Annotated in this window: 14 protein-coding genes; all 14 read left to right on the top strand. The window is 43.9% G+C overall.

The window, feature by feature from the left end; all coding sequences use genetic code 11:
* Positions 1-5: 5 nt before the first annotated feature.
* Complete coding sequence (locus tag ABR335_RS14925; RefSeq protein WP_014096186.1) at positions 6-806, top strand: PTS mannose/fructose/sorbose/N-acetylgalactosamine transporter subunit IIC; 801 nt, start codon at positions 6-8, stop codon at positions 804-806.
* Complete coding sequence (locus ABR335_RS14920; protein WP_014096185.1) at positions 799-1,605, top strand: PTS system mannose/fructose/sorbose family transporter subunit IID; 807 nt, start codon at positions 799-801, stop codon at positions 1,603-1,605. The genes ABR335_RS14925 and ABR335_RS14920 overlap by 8 nt, the downstream gene beginning before the upstream one ends.
* A gap of 20 nt (positions 1,606-1,625) precedes the next feature.
* Positions 1,626-2,681, top strand: coding sequence for an SIS domain-containing protein (locus tag ABR335_RS14915; RefSeq protein WP_350346331.1), 1,056 nt, complete (start codon positions 1,626-1,628; stop codon positions 2,679-2,681).
* Between the two features lie 203 nt (positions 2,682-2,884).
* Positions 2,885-4,897 carry a BglG family transcription antiterminator gene (locus ABR335_RS14910; protein ID WP_350346330.1) on the top strand — a complete coding sequence of 671 codons (2,013 nt, stop codon included), beginning with the start codon at positions 2,885-2,887 and terminating at the stop codon, positions 4,895-4,897.
* A 5-nt stretch (positions 4,898-4,902) separates the two neighbouring features.
* A complete protein-coding gene (locus ABR335_RS14905; RefSeq protein WP_052749680.1) occupies positions 4,903-5,418 on the top strand; it encodes a PTS sugar transporter subunit IIA in 516 nt (171 codons plus the stop codon).
* A gap of 6 nt (positions 5,419-5,424) precedes the next feature.
* Entirely contained in the window at positions 5,425-5,700 is a 276-nt protein-coding gene (locus ABR335_RS14900; RefSeq protein WP_035182513.1) for a PTS sugar transporter subunit IIB, read from the top strand.
* Between the two features lie 26 nt (positions 5,701-5,726).
* Positions 5,727-7,118 carry a PTS galactitol transporter subunit IIC gene (locus ABR335_RS14895; RefSeq protein WP_350346329.1) on the top strand — a complete coding sequence of 464 codons (1,392 nt, stop codon included), beginning with the start codon at positions 5,727-5,729 and terminating at the stop codon, positions 7,116-7,118.
* Complete coding sequence (locus ABR335_RS14890; RefSeq protein WP_341289349.1) at positions 7,115-7,339, top strand: hypothetical protein; 225 nt, start codon at positions 7,115-7,117, stop codon at positions 7,337-7,339. Before ABR335_RS14895 ends, ABR335_RS14890 begins: the two co-directional genes overlap by 4 nt.
* Positions 7,339-8,304, top strand: coding sequence for a 1-phosphofructokinase family hexose kinase (locus ABR335_RS14885; protein ID WP_350346328.1), 966 nt, complete (start codon positions 7,339-7,341; stop codon positions 8,302-8,304). The genes ABR335_RS14890 and ABR335_RS14885 overlap by 1 nt, the downstream gene beginning before the upstream one ends.
* Positions 8,294-8,929, top strand: a complete 636-nt coding sequence (locus tag ABR335_RS14880; protein WP_061086412.1) for a class II aldolase/adducin family protein — start codon at positions 8,294-8,296, stop codon at positions 8,927-8,929. Before ABR335_RS14885 ends, ABR335_RS14880 begins: the two co-directional genes overlap by 11 nt.
* A gap of 218 nt (positions 8,930-9,147) precedes the next feature.
* Positions 9,148-10,809 carry a sigma-54 interaction domain-containing protein gene (locus ABR335_RS14875; RefSeq protein ID WP_071452354.1) on the top strand — a complete coding sequence of 554 codons (1,662 nt, stop codon included), beginning with the start codon at positions 9,148-9,150 and terminating at the stop codon, positions 10,807-10,809.
* Between the two features lie 223 nt (positions 10,810-11,032).
* Positions 11,033-12,142 carry a DUF917 domain-containing protein gene (locus ABR335_RS14870; protein ID WP_350346326.1) on the top strand — a complete coding sequence of 370 codons (1,110 nt, stop codon included), beginning with the start codon at positions 11,033-11,035 and terminating at the stop codon, positions 12,140-12,142.
* The gene (locus ABR335_RS14865; RefSeq protein ID WP_350346325.1) at positions 12,126-13,679 is read left to right on the top strand and encodes a hydantoinase/oxoprolinase N-terminal domain-containing protein; all 1,554 of its coding nucleotides are present in this window, start codon (positions 12,126-12,128) and stop codon (positions 13,677-13,679) included. Before ABR335_RS14870 ends, ABR335_RS14865 begins: the two co-directional genes overlap by 17 nt.
* 15 nt (positions 13,680-13,694) lie before the next feature.
* A complete protein-coding gene (locus tag ABR335_RS14860) occupies positions 13,695-15,011 on the top strand; it encodes a cytosine permease (RefSeq protein ID WP_017550153.1) in 1,317 nt (438 codons plus the stop codon).
* Positions 15,012-15,038: the final 27 nt, after the last annotated feature.

Below are 15,038 nucleotides of genomic sequence, written 5' to 3'. Positions count from 1 at the left end.
GTTGGATGCTGATCGATGCATTAATGTTGGGGATTGTTGCCGGCATCGGAATCTTGGATGGGCGTATTTTCGGAGTCATGATGCTGGAACGCCCGCTTGTGACAGGATTATTGGTTGGCCTAGTATTGGGCGATGTAAAGAGCGGCATTATGATTGGTGCGCAATTAGAGTTGATTTGGATGGGAATTGCTGGCATCGGCGCCTCAACGCCACCGGATGTCGTCACAGGCGGTGTGCTTGGCACAGCATTTGCCATTTTGTCGGGACATGGCGTAGCTGTTGCACTGGCACTTGCGGTTCCAATTGCAGTACTGGCACAATCGCTTGGCGTGCTGGTACGGATTATGAACGGTTACTTCCTTCACAAGGCCGATAAGTATGCCGAAGATGCCAACTTTCGCGGCGTCACTTTGATGATGTGGGTCCCGCCAATTCTGTTTTTCTTAAGTGTTTTTCTTCCAACCTTCCTGGCGATTCTGATGGGGGCAAAGGAGGTAACAGCCTTAATCAATGCGGTGCCGAAAACCATTTTGGATGGTTTAACCATTGCAGGGAATTTGCTGCCTGCAATCGGGTTTGCATTGTTATTGGATATGTTGTTCTCAAAAAAAATGGTGGTCTTTTTCTTCCTCGGTTTTCTCGCGGCTTCTTATTTAAAATTGGATATTACGGCGATTGCTCTATTTGGCACTTGTCTCGCCATTATTATCTATGTTGTGATGAACCGTGATGAAAAAAGCAGCAACACCCAGGCCGGCCCAAATGACTTCGATAACTTAACGGAAGGAGAGATTGACTTTGAGTGAAGCCAAAATAACCAAAAAAGAACTCCGTCAAGTTTTTTGGAGATCGTTTGCCTTGCAAGGGGCCTTTAACTATGAAAGAATGCAGAACTTAGGTTATACGTACGCCATGATCCCGGTCATCCGGAAATTATACCGGAATCATGATGAACAGGTATCAGCATTAAAGCGGCACTTGGAAATGTTTAATACAACCCCTGTTGTGGCTCCGGCAATCATGGGCATCTCCGCAGCGATGGAAGAGCAGAATGCCAATGACCCGAATTTTGACGAAACTTCCATTAATGCGGTCAAGGCATCGTTAATGGGCCCTTTAGCTGGTATAGGTGATTCCCTGTTTTGGGGCACATTCAGGGTCATCGCGGCCGGAATTGGCATCTCTTTTGCGCAACAGGGAAATATTCTCGGGCCGATTTTGTTTTTCCTTTTGTACAACATTCCAAACTTTTTAGTAAAAATTTTCGGCCTGCAATTCGGATACCAGGTTGGCGTAAATTCTCTGGAAAGAATCCAGAAGCAGGGGCTGATGGACCGCATCATGTCCATTACCACCACGATCGGTCTTGTTGTCGTCGGCGGAATGGTTGCAACGATGTTAAATGTTACGACTCCCCTGAAATTCGATATAAATGGGGCGAAGGTTGTCATCCAGGATATATTGGACAAAATCCTGCCCAATATGTTGCCGCTTCTTGTAACATTTATAATCTATTATTTGATGAAAAAGAAAGTGAGCATTACATGGCTGACAGTCGGCATCCTCATAGCAGGCATCCTGCTTCACTGGGTTAAAATATTATAAATATGAAAGGAAGATAAAACATGAACATTGAAGATTACATGAAAGAAACACCTGTAAAAATGAAGGAAATTATTCAAGGGGCAGACGAATTATTTGCGGAAGTCCGAAAAGAAAAATTTAGCCGGATTGTAGTGACAGGATCAGGGACAAGTTACCATTCTGCTGCTCAGACGAAAAAATTGATGCAGCATTTTCTGGGCATTTATGTTGATGTGTTTTACCCATTCCAAATTGACAAGGAAACATTTCTTGATGATGCTTCCAAAACATTGTTGATCGGTATTTCACAGGGAGGAAGCAGTTATTCAACATACCATGCCATGAAAACCGGTAAGGAAGCAGGATGCAGCATTGCTTCAATGGCAGGCACAGAGGGAGCCCTCATTGACGAAATTTCGGACTATATTTTAACCGTCCGTTGCGGGGAAGAAACGGCCGGCGCAAAAACAAAGGGATTCTACTGTACAAAACTGAATCTTACGTTATTTGCATTACAGTTGGCGAAATCATACGGAAGAATATCAGCGGAGGACTATGCAGCTGAAATCACCCAATTAGAGGCATATGCCGACCATTTCCTTGCCATTTATGAACAATCATTGCAATGGGTGTCTCAAAACCGTGAGAACTTGGCTGCAGCAAAAGATATCCGCGTGGTCGGGACAAAGGAAATTTACGGTGATACGTTGGAAAGTGCATTAAAACTGCTGGAAACAATGCGTATTCCTGTAACCGGCTATGAATTTGAAGAGTTCGTCCATGGTATTTACAATGCTGTTAACGAGGACTCTACCATTATCATTCTCGATACAGGAGAAGAAGGCCGTGTTGAGACCTTGATCAATGTATTATCTGATTGGACAAACCACATTTATGTGATTGGCAAAAATGGGCGGGAAACGCCAAAAGATTTAAAAGCAGACTTTTTGAATCACCCATTTTATAAAACTTATGAGTACATCATCCCGGTTCAACTGGTCTGTGCGTATGTCCCGCAGTTAAAAGGGATCGACCCAAGTACGCCAAAGGACAAGGATTTCCATAGAAAACTGGGGAGCAAGAAACTGGACCGGTGATTTGTTCAAGTTGTTCTTTTAAGAAAAAATAGCGGCATAACGCCGCTATTTTTTGTTTTCAAGTTCTGCAGGATCATCATGCTTTCTCCGCAAGGTTTAATTGTTTCGAATCTTCATCACAGCCGGAATGTAAGCGCTTTATAATGTTGTGATGAAGTTGGCCAGGGGCCGAACGTATAATGAAAGTGGAAGGAGGCATGGGAATGAAGTTGATGGATAAAGAAGTGCTGAATTTCATACTGGCGCACCAGGAAATTTCACTTGAAACAGTCGGGCAACTTCTTTCAAAGAAAGAAGAGGAAATACGGAAAATGATCGAGCAGATTAATTCAGTGCTTCCGGGAGGATCAATCAAAATACAGGATAACAAGATTCTTGTTTCCGGTGCTGGCATAGAAGAAAGTTTTGATATGCTGACATTGCAGGAAAAAAGTTTTTTGCAGGAATATGAAGTGGAACTGAGAAGAAACTTGATCATATACAGGCTGCTCACCCATCATGATCCTTCCTCGTTGCAACAATTATCAGAACAATTTTTCGTAAGCAGGAACACAGCTTTTACAGATATTAAAAAGATAAAGGAATTATTTCGGCATGATCCTATTCAATTGAGTTATTCGCGGAAAGGCGGATACCAGTTTAAGGGGCCGGAAATGATTATCCGAAATAAACTGATTCAAATCACAAGAGACCTGATCAAAACTGTATACGGGAAAACGAAAATGATAACGTTTCATCTGCTTTCTGAAACAGATATTCACTTGATGAGAGAAAAGCTGGAGGAAATTGAGCATAATATCGAAATTCAATTAACCGATGAGCAAGTAAATGAATTGCCGTATATTTTGTGTGCGATACTGGCGAGAGCAAAGAATCATCCAATTGAATGGTCTTTTCAAATGCACCGGTATGATATTCGGAATACAAAAGAGTACCCGGTCATCAGAGATGCCTTTCAGGACTATCCATTTCTCAAAGAACCGGATTTGATCTATCTTACTTTGCAAATTTTATCTTCTAATATGATTGAATCAGCGTTTCGATTATCTGACAGTGATGAAATTTCTTTGGCCGTTGATAGATTTGTTGATCGCTTAAAATCAAAACTTGCGATTGGGTTTATTAAAGAATCAGATCTAAAGGAAAAGATTTTGCTGCATATTCAGCCTGCCATCTTTCGTAATTTGCTTGGATTCCAAATTAACAACCCGCTTAAAACAAAATTTATCAAAGATCATGGCTTTATTTATCAAGTTGTTTCCGAGTCAGCTGCCCCTTTTGAAAACTTAATTGGCCATGCCTTATCTCCCGAAGAGCGGGTGTATCTGTCCATGATTGTTTTAGGGTGGATGTATCAAACAAAGGAAAATGCAAAATCCATTTTCAAAGCAGTGGTTCTCTGCCATAACGGTACTTCGATTTCCAAATTGCTCCTTGAAAATTTAAAAGAGATGTTTCCGGATTTCGAATTTATCGGGGCTTATTCTTTCCGGCAGTTTGAAAGCCGTCCGATTGAAGTGGATTTTATTTTTACAACGATTCCATATAAAAGCAAGGCGACGACTATCGTTGTGCCGCCATTCCTGGAACAGGAAAGCCGGCAGCAATTGAAAAAACTTGTTCAAAAGCTGCTTGATCTCGACACCAAGAAAAAGGCAAAAGGGATCGTTTATGCGATTAAAGACTTTATTCCTACAGATAAAATGAATCTTGTAGAAGAAACGGTCAAGACCTTTTTTGAAGGTGACAGAAAAAATGAAACTGGTGAAGAAAGTGATGCCTCGGGTCTGAAATTAACGGAACAAAATATCTCCATTTTATCATATGAAATTTCATGGGAAGAGGTGGTGGATACTATATTTGCACCATTACTGGAAAGAAACGCAATAGAACCGTGCTATCTTAAAGCTGTTAAAAGCGCGTTTTATAAACATTATCAAACGATGCTGATTGGTCCCGATGTTTACCTGCCACATGCGAGACCTGATGAAGGGGTCAACTATCCGGATATTCAGATCGTCCTTTTTAAGAAAGCTGTGATGTTTCCAAATCATAGGCCGGTTTCATTAATGGTTGCATTAGCACCTTCAGCAGATAACTCTCATGTTTTAACTTTATCCAAATTAAATGATATTTTTCTTGATTCAAAGGCGCTTAGGCAAATCAAGTCGGCAGCGTCTCCTAAACAACTGCTCAAAATCTTTGAAAGGAGGTGAGGCGGTTGAATAACGGCAACAGTGTTCCCCAGTTTTTTGTGGAGGAGATCCACCATAATTTTGCTGAAATGTTTCAGGAGGCGTTTATCGTTTTAGATGCGGATTACAAAACTCAAGCGGAATTTTTCTGTGCATCCAGCGCGATTCTTAAACAAAGGGAATATGTAAAGCCTTCCTTTTGCAAGGCTGTCATGGAAAGGGAAGCCTTATATCCGACAGGCTTGGCGAACGAGTATATTCAATTTGCAATTCCGCATACGGACGCTTTTCATGTGGAAAAACCGTTTGTTTTTGTCACAAGGCTAAAAAATAATATCCCTTTTATGCATATGGGAACGACTGATATTCCGGTTCAGGCCAAAGTCATTTTTATGCTGGGAATTAAAAATCCGGAAAAACAAGTCGGCTTACTGTCGGATATTATGAAATGTTTCAATGACGGGGATTTTGTCCGGACGATCCTGTCCATTCAAGACACACATGCAATGGCGGATTACTTAAAAAAACAATTTGGAGGTTGATGAAAAATGAAAAGAGTTATTGTCGCTTGTGGTTCAGGTGTGGCAACCAGCCAGACAGTGGCTTCAAAGGTGAAAAGAATCCTGCAGGAAAAGAAGATCAGCGCCGAGGTGGAAGCAGTTGATATCAAATCGCTGGACCGCCATGTGAAAAATTGTGACGTCTATATTGCGATTACAAAGCCGAAAACAGATTATGGCGTTCCCACGCTAAATGGCATTGCGTTTCTTACCGGAATGGGCATGGACAAAGAAGTGGAGAAGCTGGTAGAAGCCTTGAAATAAACCACAAATAAAAGGAGTGGATCGCCGTGGAAGTGTTACAGCATGTTGTTCAGTATGTATTAAATATGGGCGCTTCAGTATTCGTTCCAATCATAATGTTGATTATTGGAATTTGTGCACGGATGAAACTCAGAGAGGCAATTGGCGCAGCCATTATTTTCGGTGTGGCATTTGCCGGTATGAACCTGGTTGTAGGTTATATGTTAGATGCCATTAGCCCGGCGGCACAGTCTTTTGCAAAAAATACGGGCATTTCCCTGACTGCAATTGATGGCGGCTGGACAACCGCCGCATCGATAACCTGGGCTTGGCCGCTCGCCTTTTTGGTTTTCCCGCTCCAGATTGCGATCAATATTGTAATGTTGCTGTTTAAATGGACCAAAACGCTAAATGTAGATATGTGGAATGTGTGGGGGAAATGTTTTGTAGCTGTCATGATTTCCTATATCTCCGGGAATATTTATTTGGCCTTTGTGGTCGTTGCGATTCAAGTCATCGTAGAATTGAAAATCGGCGATATTTGGGGGAGGGAAATTGAAGATTTAACCGGAATACCCGGCGTAACCGTTCCGCATCATATGACCTTAATTGCCAGTCTGCTTTATCCAATCGATAAGCTGTTGGATAAGGTCCCATTTATGAATAAGAAAATGGACGCAGAAGCATTGAAAGAAAAACTCGGCGTTTTTGCAGAAAATCATGTCATGGGTGCCATTATCGGCTTCTTACTTGGTTTAGTTGCGGGCTACGGCATCTCTAAATCCTTGATTCTTGCTATTCAGGCTGCAACTGCGCTAACACTTTTTCCAATGGTTTCAAAACTATTTATGCAAGCGTTATCCCCGATATCTGAAGCCATTTCCGAGTTTATGAGGAAGCATTTTGGCGACCGGGAAATCTTTATCGGGCTTGATTGGCCGATACTGGCTGGACGAAATGAAATTTGGGTATCTGCCATTATCTTAATTCCGTTTGAACTGCTTTTCGCTGTTATTTTGCCAGGGAATAAAGTTCTGCCATTCGGCGGCATCATCAACTTATCGATCGCAGTGGCAGTTGTGCTGCTTACAAGGGGAAATCTGCTCCGAATGATTATATACGGGATTGTGACAACCCCTGTATTTCTTTATATTGCAACATTCTTCTCCCCTTATATTACAAGGCTTGCTCAAGAAACGGGAGCAGTGAAGGTTGCAGAGGGGACGATGCTGACATGGAGCACAATTGAAAACGGGGAGTTTAAATTTGCTTTCGCAGAGGCAATGGCAGGGAAATGGTGGGGCATGCTACTTTCGGTTTTATGGCTCGCACTCTTTGCACTGTTTTACTACGGCAGGAAGAAAGATAATGCCGCTTATTTCGGGCAAAACCATAAGGAACATGTGGCAGATGTTTTTAAAAAGGAGCAGTCTTTATGAGCCATCACCAGTTAGAAAAATGGTTTTGGAGAAGCATGCTGATTCTTGCCGGTATCCTTCTCGTTTTAGGCTTTTTAAGCGGCAATTTGATGATGTGGATCATGGCACTTACGATTGGTATTTTGGTCCGCTATTGTGCGTACGATTTGCTCTTCGCCGATTTTGACGCAAAAGCAGAAGAAATCAGACAACGCTATCTTAAGAAGAAGGAGGCGAAATAATGATATATACCATTACGCTGAACCCAGCCATTGATAGAGTCATCCATATTAATGGCGAACTAACAAGGGGAAGAAATAACACGGTCTCTAACACAGCCTTTGATATAGGAGGGAAAGGGACACATATATCGGTTGTTTTATCCGCCCTGGGCCAGCCAAATATTGCAGCCGGGATGGTCGGTGAAAATCGGAAAGATGAATTGATAGCTTTATTACGGGAGAAACAGGTTGAGTCAGCTTTTTACGTGGTCCCCGGGCAAACCGTCCGCGAAAATTTTGTGATAACCGATGACTCACAGAAGGGTAGCTATATGATTACCCATGCCGGCCCCGTTTTAAAGAAGGAAGATCTTGAAGGGTTTGCAAAAAATTTTATCAAAAGATGCAACCCCGGCGACATCGTGGCAGTGGCAGGTAATCCGCCAAAAACAACGAGACCGGAAGAGTATGAATGGGTCTTAAGGAAAATAAAGGAGACAGGTGTCCAATTGGTGGTCGACGCTTCGGGGCCCTATTTGAAAGCTGCCATCCAGGCAGAACCGGACCTGGTCAAACCCAATCAATTTGAATTTGCTGAGCTGATGCAATTGGAAATCAATAGCATTGAAGATTGTATTGCCGCTTATCAAAAGTCAGAACTATCGAAGATTCCTTACTTTATTGTTTCGTTTGGGAAAGATGGATCTTTGCTATTTTACAACAATCTTGTATATAAAGTCACTCCGCCGGATGTTCATACTGTAAATGATACGGGATGCGGGGATGCATTTGTCGGTGGATTGGTCTATGGCATGTCCTGCAGGTATGATGTTCAGAAAATGTTGAAGTTTGCTACAGCTGTCAGTGCCTCAAAGGCAATGCAGGCAACAAGTTCCGGATTTGATATTAAAGAAGCCGGGAACATCGAGCAGAATGTGAAGTTTGAAAACATCGAAAAATCAGGGAGGAATTGCTATGTTATATGAAGCGGAAAGAAGAGATCTTTGTACAGTTGTGAAAACAATGTTTGATAGGTTTAACACAAATGCTGCAGGTGGGAACGTCAGCGTCCGGATGAACGGTAAACATATTATTATGACGCCGACATTAATGTCGCAGGAGAAGCTGTGCAATTTGGAACCTTATCAAATTTTAGTTGTTGATATGAATGAGAATATTGTAGAGGGAGACGGCCGAATTACAAGGGAAATCAATATGCATATGGCCTGTTATCATGAGAATGAATCGATCGGCTGTGTGCTCCATGCCCATCCAAAGGAATCTTTCGTTTTTGCGACTTTGGGAATGGATATGCCGAATTTAACCGAGGCTACACAAAAGCTCGGAAAAATCCCAACATTGGAATACCGCCCGGCAACAACAGTAGAACTGGCAGAAACTGTCCGAAAGCACATTATCTCGTTAGGGGAAAAAGTAACACCGGCAGCCATGCTGCTCAATAGGCATGGTATCCTGATTACAGATGAAACCCTACACAAAGCCTATGATATGCTTGAGAGAATTGAGTATAACGCATATGTTGCAAGCAAAGCCCTTGTCTTTGAAAAATTGGGCATCGCCGCAATCCCTGATGAGGTCTCTGCTCATTAAGACTGGACCATGCCCAAACAAAACAAAAATCGAAAATCAGCTCTTCCTATGGCAGCTGGCAGGCGATCCATAGGGAGAGCTTTTTATATGAGTATCGTAACACATAAAGGGGAGGAGCGGAACATCAATCTAATTGGTTATTTTGGTAACACGGATTTGTGAAACATTTAATTATCGTGCTATGATTACAGGAAAGTAGTTTTTGGAGGGAGTTGCAGATGCCATACACGGAATTTGAACAGTCATTAAATGAAGCCTTTTTTTTCGCTACTCCTGGTTTTGTGGAGATAAAGGAAAAGGATGCGTTGTTACAGTGTGAGGGTTTGGATCAAGCGTATATAAAAGAAATGTTCAAATCGGGCGTAAGAATGGATGCGGGACGGGAAGAGGCGGAAGCCGTTTGCTATTTTCCGATTGTTCAGGAGATGAAAGTGGTCTCTGTCTTATTGTTGCGGCCGAAGCAGGGCGAGAAAGAAAGGTTTGCCCGTGACATCCAATACTTGAAGTTATTGTCAGAACTGGCCTGCCAATGGGTGGCTGAGAAATTAGAAAGGGAAACATGGCAAAAAATGTTCGGGGAGATCCATCTCGAAACCCGGAAACTGATTCAATCCATTACCGAGCCTTTTTGTCTAGTGGACCAGGACGGACTAATCCAGGAAATGAATGAACATATGGCTTCGCTCTTTCGCAAAAGAAGAACCACCTTAATGGGTGAAAAGATTATGCAATATATCACAAAGGAAAAATGGGAAAGCATCAAAAGCAGGAACGAAAAGGATGAGATGGTGGTGCAGGTGCCGGGAAACCAGGGGGAAGCCTATTTTGCCACCATTCAACCGGTAAAAAGCAAACAAGGGATTGTCTCGTATATGATCCTTTTAAAATCAAAGAAGACAGAAAAACCGGAGCAGGCCGGCCGGCGCCTTTACCATTTTGAAGATATTCTCGGCGTCAGTGAGATACTAAAACAGACGATCCAGTCAGCAAAAAGGGTGTCTAAAAGCGATGTAACCATCATGCTGCGCGGCGAGAGCGGAACGGGAAAAGAAATGTTTGCCCAAGCCATCCATCATGAAAGTGAGCGGAAAGATCAGCCTTTTGTTGCCTTAAATTGCGCGGCGATACCTGAAAACTTGCTGGAAAGCGAACTGTTTGGCTATGAAAAAGGGGCCTTTACGGGAGCGGAAAAAGAAAAACCGGGGCGCTTTGAACTGGCCAATCACGGCACGCTGTTTTTAGACGAGATCGGGGATATGTCCTTGTATCTGCAGGCAAAAATACTCCGGGTGTTACAGGAAAAAACTTTGGAAAGGATTGGCTCAAACAAAAGCAGGAAGATCGATGTCCGCATTATCACAGCAACACACCGGAATTTGGAGGAATTGATCAGAAAGGGAGAATTTCGGGAAGATTTGTATTACCGGATCAGCGTGATTCCCATTTATATTCCGCCACTCAGGGCAAGAAAAGAAGACCTGCCTATCCTGATTGAGCATTTTATTCAAAAGTTTTCAAAAGATTTGAACAGAGATTCGAAAAATTTAGCGGCAGAAACACTCGACAGGCTTATGCAATATGATTGGCCGGGAAATATCCGGGAGTTGCAAAATGTGGTCCGCCATTTTGTGGAATTGCAGATTGGGGACACGGTAACATTGGAAAGCCTCCCATCCTCTTTACAAAGAGGGGCAAAATCATTTCCTCCATCTGTAAAACCGAAACGGACAAATCATTATCAAACCAGACTGGAGAAAAGGAAAGTGCTGGAATTGTTGGAGCGAAACGGCTGGAGTACAGAGGGAAAGAAAAAAACAGCAGCGGATTTGGGCATCAGTTTGGCTACCTTGTACCGGTATTTAAAGAAGATACAGGGATAAAAATGAGAATTATGAGAAACCATGCGAAAAGATGAGAAAAAACGAGAAAACTCAACATTTTACGAGGAAAAACGGCAAAACTGGACGTGCTTTTCTCAAACTGTAAAATGAGAAAAATGATTTTTAAACTTTGAAAATGTCCGAATACATTGCGAAATGAACGATTCTGTCCGTTTATATTTTTGGCACGATATTTGCATTGTATTTGGTGAGGGGTGAGGTCGTGAGCTGGTTCATTCACAAGGAAGACATTGCTTACATAAGCGCCGGCGCAAAATTTTTATCCAGCGGAGGCGGCGGGGATACGAAAATAGCAGCGTATTTGCTTTTGTCTGCTATGGAAGAAGATGACGTGATAGAAGTAAAAACCGCAGTTGAAATGGCAGACGAGTGGGTCGTGCCGGTCGCAGCCGCAGGGTCCACGGTGTTAATGAAAGAAGATCTGCCTGCAGGGGAAGAAATTGTAAAAGCTTTGAAAGAATATGAATCTGTGTCAGGCAGAAAAGCAGACGCTGTGATTTCAATGGAGATTGGGGGGATCAATGCATTAACCCCTTTACTGGCTGCGTTCAAATGCCATCTTCCGGTCATTGATGGCGATGGGATGGGCAGATCCTTCCCCGAACTGGAGATGGTGCATTTCTATCATGCTGGAATCCCGGCCGTTCCGCTCGCCGCCTGTTCAAAAGACGAAACGCTCGTAATAAATGAAGCAAAGCATGTCTCGCGCACTTTGAAAGAATTTATGTTTCAGCAGGATGGGTATTGCCATTTTGCCTGCTTCGGGGCTAGTGGGTCCCGTATGAGGGCGGCCATGGTACCGGGAACATTGAAGCTGGCACTGGAAATTGGAAAAATACTTGCCCAAAACGCCTCTATCTGGGTGAAAGTGCAGCAGTTGCGCCATGCCTTTTTTCAATCTGTATACGGGGAGATGGAGATTGCGTTTGCCGGGAAAATCCGGGCCATCAATCGCTGGTTTGAAGAGAAAATGCTGGTGGGCGCGTTGGAACTGGCCGGGCAGATGGAATACCATAAGCAACGCGCAAAACTGTATTTTCAAAATGAATTTCTTTCTTTTCAAATTCCGGATGCGTGCCATTGTACAACCCCTGATTTAATCATTTTCGTTCATTATGAAACCGGGCTGCCTGTAGCTGTATCGGAACTCCGTGAAGGGATGATGGCCATGGTTTTAACGGTAAAGGCTCCGGGACTGTATCAGACGAAAAAAATGCTTGCACAAACGGGTCCTGAAATGTTCCGGATTCCAAATCAGTTTCTTCAGAAGGAAACGGCCGGGAGGAGGCAGCAAGGTGAAAATTGGCATTGATATTGGCGGGACCAACACGCATGCCGTTTTGGTTTCCGGTGATGGGAAGCTCAAAATGGTTTCCAGTTCTTTGACCACCCCTGATGTCTATACAGGCGTATATCGATCAATGAAGGCCCTGCTGCAAAAATCAGAGATCAGGGCAGAGGAAGTAAAAGGGATTTATATCGGAACAACAGAACTAATGAATGCCGTATACGATGAGAAGGTTTTAGCAAAAACAGCTCTAATCCGCATTGCGAGAAGGCCTGTCAATATCACCCCGGCGCTTAAATGGCCGGCAACACTTCGGCGTTTGATCACAGAGCCGTATTTTATGGAAAGTGATCATGGCTACAACAAGAGCGGCGGCCGGATCGCGGATTTCAAACCGCTCGAACCGCTTTACCAATCCATTGCTGATGGAAAAATTGATGCCGTCTGCATCGTGGGCAGCTATTCCCCTTTGTATGAAAATGAGGAAGTTGCGGTAAAAAATGAAATCCGGAAAAGATTCCCGGAAATGCCTATTACGGTTTCCCATCCATTTGGCACCCTTGGGTTTGTGGAACGGGAAAATGCCGCTTTGCTCAACAGCTTATTATCGAAAGTGATCGAAAAAATACTTGCCAATTTAGCGGATGGCTTCTCCTCTCTCTTGCTGGAATGCCCTTTTTGGCTGACGCAAAATAACGGATCGTTAATGTCTGTTGAACAAGCGATGAAATTCCCGGTCCTAACGCTTGCTTCCGGAGCGGCCAACAGTTTGAAAGGGGCAGCGAAACTTTCCGGGCTTCAAGATGTGATTGCGGTGGATATCGGCGGAAGCAAGGTGTATGCTGCACGTGTTGTCGGCGAGGATTTGCCTGAAGTCATGGGCTCTTCCGATTTCCCCGGCTTGGAAGCAGGGCTTGAGATGCCGGAAATCATTTCCCTACCTTTTGGCACAGGGAACAGGCCTGTTATCCGGAAGGGGGAAGTGGAGCTGTTGCCGCTGCTTTCGAATGATATTAAGCAATACGGCATTGCCTGGGGAGGAGATGCACTGACAGTCAGTGATTGCTTTCTTAAGCTCTTTCCTGATGCTTTTTATGACCCCGAACTCCAAACAGAAAAATTAAAATATGTACCAACGAATGATTGTGCGATGGTTGTCCAATATGTGGTGCAAAAAATAAAAGAAATCCTGGACCGGTTGCAAAATGAAGAAAAAAACCTCCCCATTGTACTGGTCGGCGGGGGCAGCCCGCTTTTTAACCCGAAATTATTCGGAAAGTACCAAAAAGTGCTGAATCCGGCCGGCTATCCGTATAGCGGGGCAATCGGGGCTTGTGATGCGACCATCAGCGAAGTGTCAGATAAAGTGTACTGGTTAAATGACCGCTCAAAAAAAGAAGTGGTGGCCGAAGCAGCTTCTGCCTGCAAATTAGAAGCCATCAAAAAGGGCGCAGATCCTGATACCGTCAAACTTACTTATATAGAAGAGTATCCTTTTGAGTACATGAAAGGGGAAATTCTCCGGATCAAAATAAAAGCTGTAGGCGAGCAAATTTTATAAAACGGAGGCTGCAAAATGCAAAAAAAATCAAGTCTTGGTGATGATTATGCTCTGTCCCGGGTACCGTCGTCCGGCCGCCAATCGTTGTGGAATATCACCATTGTCCGGGTTGGCTCATTAGCAACGATTTCACAATTTATTCTGGGGGCTTCATTAGGATACGGGATGAACTTTTGGCAGGCTTTTTGGGCAACGATGTTCGGCAGTGTCATCCTTGAAGTCATTAGTTTTCTGCTTGGCTATGCGGGTGCAAAAGAAGGGATGTCAACCAGCCTGCTATCTCGGTGGACGGGCTTTGGCAGGTACGGGTCAAGCATCATTGGCGCTGTAATTGCCATTTCTTGCATCGGCTGGTTTGGCGTACAAAACGCTGTCTTTGCCCAGGGGATCGTACAATCCACGAACGGGGCAATCAGCCTGCCGGTTGCGGCCGCGATTACAGGCTTGGGTGTAACGGTTCTTGTCATCTTTGGTTTTAAAATTTTAAGTGTAACAGCATCCATCGCTGTTCCTGCTTTTCTATTGGCAGTGGCAGTTGGCATTTATGATGTGCTCAACAAATCCTCTATTACGGAGTTAGTGGCAAGCGCACCTGCCGGAAAACCGCTGACAATGGGTGTTGCCGCAACAATGGTGGCGGGCGGGTTTATTATCGGAGCCGTGATTACGCCGGATTTCAGCAGATTTGCCAAAAACGGGAAAGATGTTTTCTGGATGACGATGATCGGCACCATTGTCGGTGAGCTTGGGATCAATATGATTGCCGTACTCATGGCGCTTGCTGCCAAAACAAGTGACGTGGCGAGCATCATGATGCAAACTTCCGGGTGGCTGGGCGCATTGGTTGTTGTTTTTTCCACCGTTAAAATCAATAACTTGAACTTGTATTCCTCATCACTCGGCTTTACGAATATCTTTGACAGCATATTGAACGTCAAATTGAATCGCGGCCTCGTGACGCTCGTCATCGGCATCATCGGGACGTTATTGTCTGTGATGGGCATCCTCGGCCGCTTTACGGATTTTCTTGTTTTTCTCGGGGTTCTGGTGCCGCCGATTGCTGGCATCATTGTCGTGGATTACTTTGTACTGAGAACGCACAAGAAGGAATTGGATGCCAGCCGGATGAAAGGAACCTTGCCGGAGACAGAAGAAAATGTAAACTGGGTTACGATGATTTCCTGGGCTGCGGGTTTTGCAGTCGGATACTTTGTGAAAATGGGGATCCCGTCCATCAATTCATTGGCGGCGAGTGCAGCGGTATATCTGGCAGGCATGCTGATTGTCCAGGCCGTCAGGAAAAACCCCGCTGAAGAAAAAATTGCATCTTAAAGAACCTGAATATTGGAGGCCTAAAAA

Source organism: Heyndrickxia faecalis (assembly GCF_040267745.1).
Classification (GTDB): Bacteria; Bacillota; Bacilli; order Bacillales; family Bacillaceae_C; genus Weizmannia; species Weizmannia faecalis.
Note: the sequence above shows the minus strand (reverse complement) of the source record. Positions and strands in the feature narration are given on the sequence as shown.

What these genes read in the sequence shown, in the direction of transcription:
- ABR335_RS14885 (WP_350346328.1), top strand. Translation starts at nt 7,339, where the DNA reads ATGATATATACCATTACGCTGAACCCAGCCATTGATAGAGTCATCCAT.
- ABR335_RS14880 (WP_061086412.1), top strand. Translation starts at nt 8,294, where the DNA reads ATGTTATATGAAGCGGAAAGAAGAGATCTTTGTACAGTTGTGAAAACA.
- ABR335_RS14875 (WP_071452354.1), top strand. Translation starts at nt 9,148, where the DNA reads ATGCCATACACGGAATTTGAACAGTCATTAAATGAAGCCTTTTTTTTC.
- ABR335_RS14860 (WP_017550153.1), top strand. Translation starts at nt 13,695, where the DNA reads ATGCAAAAAAAATCAAGTCTTGGTGATGATTATGCTCTGTCCCGGGTA.
- ABR335_RS14925 (WP_014096186.1), top strand. Translation starts at nt 6, where the DNA reads ATGCTGATCGATGCATTAATGTTGGGGATTGTTGCCGGCATCGGAATC.
- ABR335_RS14890 (WP_341289349.1), top strand. Translation starts at nt 7,115, where the DNA reads ATGAGCCATCACCAGTTAGAAAAATGGTTTTGGAGAAGCATGCTGATT.
- ABR335_RS14915 (WP_350346331.1), top strand. Translation starts at nt 1,626, where the DNA reads ATGAACATTGAAGATTACATGAAAGAAACACCTGTAAAAATGAAGGAA.
- ABR335_RS14910 (WP_350346330.1), top strand. Translation starts at nt 2,885, where the DNA reads ATGAAGTTGATGGATAAAGAAGTGCTGAATTTCATACTGGCGCACCAG.
- ABR335_RS14900 (WP_035182513.1), top strand. Translation starts at nt 5,425, where the DNA reads ATGAAAAGAGTTATTGTCGCTTGTGGTTCAGGTGTGGCAACCAGCCAG.